The organism is Bowdeniella nasicola (assembly GCF_900107735.1).
GTDB classification, from domain to species: Bacteria; Actinomycetota; Actinomycetes; order Actinomycetales; family Actinomycetaceae; genus Bowdeniella; species Bowdeniella massiliensis.
In genome coordinates, this window is sequence record NZ_FNQV01000026.1 from 1 (window position 1) to 4,451 (window position 4,451).

Below are 4,451 nucleotides of genomic sequence, written 5' to 3' on the forward strand. Positions count from 1 at the left end.
CTGGGGTTTTAGTTCCGTGAGTTCTTTCCTGGTAAACGACATGATGGCCGCAACTCCCTGATGTCAGGGTGTTGCGACCATCACTAGAACCCGCCCGTTGAGATTCCGGGGGTTTTTCCTTTGTTCAAGCCAGATTGCACACGACCTACTTCGGCGACTAAGGCTTTGGCCTATAGGGCTCTTCGTGTGGCGTATAGAGGGTATGCAGGTCAGTAACGCCTTATGACCGGTGCCCTACATGGCACCTCCTGTCAGATAGACCGAACCGGGCAAGGTGGGCATCGTCGATGGGGGAGTATTCCACCGGCACAGGATGAGGAGCGATGCCATCCTCGACGTCCGTGAGTAGCACGTACGTGGTGCTCTTGAATATGTCGGCGGGCAACTCTCCGGCTGCGATGCGGCGGCCGATGGCAACCTCCTCGCCCACTGAATTTCTCACGTGCGACCGGCCCGATTCTGCGAGGGCTGTCCGCGACCACCTGTCCACCACGCCCCTATCGGTGGCTGCACGGCGCAGGTCAGGCAGCCATGAGGCTCGCCTCCATCATCCAAGGATCGCCCAGTGCAGGTCATTCGACACGGCCCAGAGCTCCATCGAGTTTTGGAACTCTCTTGGTTTGGAAAATACCAACTCAGAAGGGGTTTTGTGCGTGGTGACGAAAAGAAGTGGGCCTCAAATGTGGTTATAATGGCTTATTCTCACGCACGTTGAAGCAAGGAAGCTAACAATGGCAGACACGATAAACCAGTCTCTATCGGCCAAGTTGCACTTGGCTAGTCAGGAGACCATCGTTTCACGGCTCCTGTCCTCCGTTCTCAACTCTGATCAAGGGCCGATTGTGCTCTCTGCACTACTGAATCGCGACCTTGTTTCGTCAACACGGATTCTGGCTCAACCAGAGGTTCGAGGAGACTCGGGACGGTATGACATCCTTGTTGCACAGGAACTAGATGGTTTGCTGAACCTAACGATCGTCGAAATAAAGGTTGCTGCAGATCAAGGGAAGGACCAGCTCTTTCGATACCTCGGTGACACGCAAAGTAAACGGCTCATACAAGCGTTGCCACCTGAGTTTGCGACGATGCAGCTGGTAAATACGCCCGAATTAGTTTACCTGACAATCTCTGAAGAAGAGGTTGGCTCCGGCGTCTTGACACTGACATATCGAGAGCTCCAGAAACGAATTGACGATCGCAATCCCGACAACGCTGATATTCGGGAGCTGGATTGGTTGTTGTTCAGAGATCTCTTGGTCCACCTTGGTATGGAGTACGGCCCTGATGCTGAGTTTCTTTCAGGTCTCAGTGCTGAGACGACCATCCAACAGATTAGAGATGCCAGCTCCACGGAACGTCCGTTGCTTCAGAAGAAGTTGGCGAGACGGATTTGTGACGTGGTTCTTGAAAGCCTCGCCCTTGATGAAGGATGGGAAACATATTCTTACTCCAAGCCTCGCGGAGGCGCAGAGTGTGGCTTCTATCGATCACAATGGAAGCGAAGAGGCTCTGAAGAATACCCAGGGTGGGAAATCCACTTCAGTACGGATGATCTAAGAAGCCGGATTCTTCAGAACAAGGCGCACACTTCACTTCATGTTCAGTTCGTCCCGAATCCATATCAAGAGAGAAAAAACCTAAGCATCCTTAAGCAGGAATGGCTTGAGTCGACCAAGATTGCACTTCGCGAATCAGTACAAGCTCAGATTGGTGGAGTAGATGAATGCTGTCCTTGGCAGATCAAGAGATCCAAACTCCAGTTCGCTAGAGCGAATTTCGAGTTAGAACCTGAAGATAGTTTGGGTGAGCTTGCTCAGAAATTCCGAAGAGTTGCCACACAATTGACCCCAATGATTGATCGAGCCTTGGAGACAGCAATCGGAGACTAGAGTTGGGGGGTAGTTGTTGCATCCTTGAGATGTCTCTTGGTCGGCTGTAAGACCTATTGTGTCAAAAGCAAAAGTACAGTAGCCCCAGCCGACCTGCGATGCTCGTCCATCCCGCCCACCTGATTGTTGTTGCTGGACGCAGGAACCGGTGCAAATAAGCGAATTCGGAACGACCGGTGGTTTCTCACTGCAAAGAGCTCAACACGTGCCCCCTGAGCTCCACCTCGGGGGCCCTGTGTTGTTTGTCAAGCGGCGAGGGCTGGTGGTGTGGTTCGTCCTTCGTAGAGGGTGCCGTCGCGGAGCATGGTGTAGAGGACGTCGGAGCGGCGTCTAGCGAGGGCGATGAGGGCCTGGTTGTGGCGTTTGCCCTGGGCAGTTTTGCGGTCGTAGTAGGCGCGTGATTCGGGGTCTGGGAGTGCGGCGAACGCGGAGAGGAACATGGTTCGTTTCAGAGTCTTGTTGCCGCGCTTGGAGGGGTGTTCTCCTCGGATTGAGCTTCCGGAGCGTCTGGTGACGGGTGCGAGGCCGGCGGAGGCGGCGAGGTGCCCGGCGGTCGGGAAGGCCTTTGTGGTGACTTCGGTGAGGAGTCTGGCAGCGGTCCTGACGCCGACTCCGGGCATGCTCGTCAAGACCGGTTGAAGAGGGTGAGCGTCGACGATCTTCTCGACCTCGGCGGCGATCTCGTCCCGTTGCCTGCGCAGCCCTGCGAGTTGCTCCGCGAGACGTGGCAGAACGAGGGCTGCGGCGGCGGTGCCGGTGACAACGACGGTCTGCTCGCCGAGAGCCAGGGTGACCTCTGCGGCTTAGACGCGGCCCTTGCGGGGCGCGTTCTTCAGCAGCCGGTTCCCGAGCCGCTTCTCGCCCGCGGTCTTCATCGCCGCCGGTGACGGGGGTAGTGCTGTAACAGGTCGAGCATTGCTGGGTGGTCCAGTCGTGGCCCGATCACTCGCTCCAGCGCAGGGTGGATCTGGGTGAGCAAACCCCTGATCCGGTTGGATACTTGGGTGATTTGGCCGGCGAGGTCGTCATCGAAGCCGCAGAGCATCGATAACTCCGCAACTTGCTCGTCCGCGACTTGGATCGAGCGGAGCGTGTGCGGCATCGTCCGTGCAGTTTCGGCGATGATCGCGGCGTCCCTCGCGTCGGTCTTCGCCTCACCCGGGTGCAGGTCCGCAATGCGCCGCATCGCCAGCCCTGGAAGGAATCCGACCAGTGCGCCGGAAGCTTGCGCGACGGCGACGGGCAACGCGCCGATCGTCGCCGGCTGATCCACGACCAGCAGGATTAGCCCGTGTGTGCTCAGCTGATCGAGCACTCCACGAAGCCGTCCTTTCGCATGAGACCGCGCTCGAAGCCTACGGCATCAGTGACATCAACCCCAACCGAATACATGTCACTGTGGGCAAGCATCGCCGGTTCCGGCGTGCGGGCGGGAGCGACTACGTCGTCCGCTATCAGGACCTTATGCCTGAGCTGATCGGCTGGTAGCAAGAGATTCCCAGGGTGACCCCGGCAACGGCGATCGAGCAGTGTCTCGCCTATGGCACGCCGACCTATTCGCTTCGGCAGGCGATCGAACGTGGGCATGCGCAGGGATTCCTAAAGTCGGCTGAGCGTGACTCCCTGGCGGAAGCATTCGAGGACCGCCATGACCGATGACCATGTCGGTTCCAGGCTGGCCGCACTCCTGAAGACGTTTAAGCCGCAGGGGATGGAACCGGTCTCTGCAAAGGTTCTCAACATCTGGGTCGCTCAGGCCGAGGGCCAACTTGGCGATGAAGTTAACGGTGGGCTCCTTGGCTGGCTGATCACATCGTCGGTTGCAGTTGCCGCGGCTCAGCGTGCTCTGGACAAGGATAGGCGTCAGCTGTTTCTACTGAAAGGCGGCACTCTGCTTCAACACCGACTCGATGCCACACCCCGCGCTACCAAGGACGTCGATGGTCTGATCCAGGGCGACATGGAAGAGTTCTTCACCTCGCTGGAAGAGGACCTTGACGAGCCCTGAGGCCGCTGACGTTGCGTCGCGGCGAAGTCGGGATGATCGATGTACCGACCAGGCTCGTCAAACCACGCCGGTTCGACATCATCCTCAGCCTGCGAGGTGTGACGTGGCGGCGCGTTCAGTTCGAAGTCTCGCCCGACGAGGCCGGTATTGGGCAGCCGATGAGGACCTGGCCGCCGGCCCTTGTCGCACATACGCACTGGGCAGACGACTACGCCCGCGCGGCCGCCTCCGGGACCATCAGGATCTCGCTTGAGGATGCGGTTGGTGAGCTGAACACGTGGATCATGGAGATCGCAGACCTCCAGTAGATGCGCCCGTCGGCCACGCGGAACCTCCCGTGCCGCTCACGCGCCTTCCGCATCTAGCGATCCAGAGGCTGGCTTCCAGCAGCAGATGATCGCTGACCGCACGGAGTTCGACACATACCCCTTGAGCTCAACCCCTGTGCCCCTGCCAGCTGGCGGGTTCTAGTGATGGTCGCAACACCCTGACATCAGGGAGTTGCGGCCATCATGTCGTTTACCAGGAAAGAACTCACGGAACTAAAACCCCAG

Annotated in this window: 3 protein-coding genes and 1 pseudogene; 3 read left to right on the forward strand and 1 reads right to left on the reverse strand. The window is 58.3% G+C overall.

What is annotated here, in order from left to right; all coding sequences use genetic code 11:
- The first annotated feature begins 731 nt into the window (after window positions 1-731).
- The gene (locus BLU67_RS11950; protein ID WP_092566233.1) at window positions 732-1,889 is read left to right on the forward strand and encodes a hypothetical protein; all 1,158 of its coding nucleotides are present in this window, start codon (window positions 732-734) and stop codon (window positions 1,887-1,889) included.
- 245 nt (window positions 1,890-2,134) lie between these two features.
- Here the strand turns inward: BLU67_RS11950 and BLU67_RS11955 are convergent.
- A pseudogene (locus BLU67_RS11955) lies at window positions 2,135-3,192 on the reverse strand (IS110 family transposase); the annotation flags it as partial.
- 345 nt (window positions 3,193-3,537) lie between these two features.
- Here BLU67_RS11955 and BLU67_RS11965 point away from each other — a divergent pair.
- Window positions 3,538-3,897, forward strand: a complete 360-nt coding sequence (locus BLU67_RS11965; protein WP_092566237.1) for a nucleotidyl transferase AbiEii/AbiGii toxin family protein — start codon at window positions 3,538-3,540, stop codon at window positions 3,895-3,897.
- Between the two features lie 32 nt (window positions 3,898-3,929).
- Window positions 3,930-4,205: a hypothetical protein gene (locus BLU67_RS11970; protein WP_092566239.1), complete on the forward strand. Its 276-nt coding sequence runs from the start codon at window positions 3,930-3,932 to the stop codon at window positions 4,203-4,205.
- Window positions 4,206-4,451: the final 246 nt, after the last annotated feature.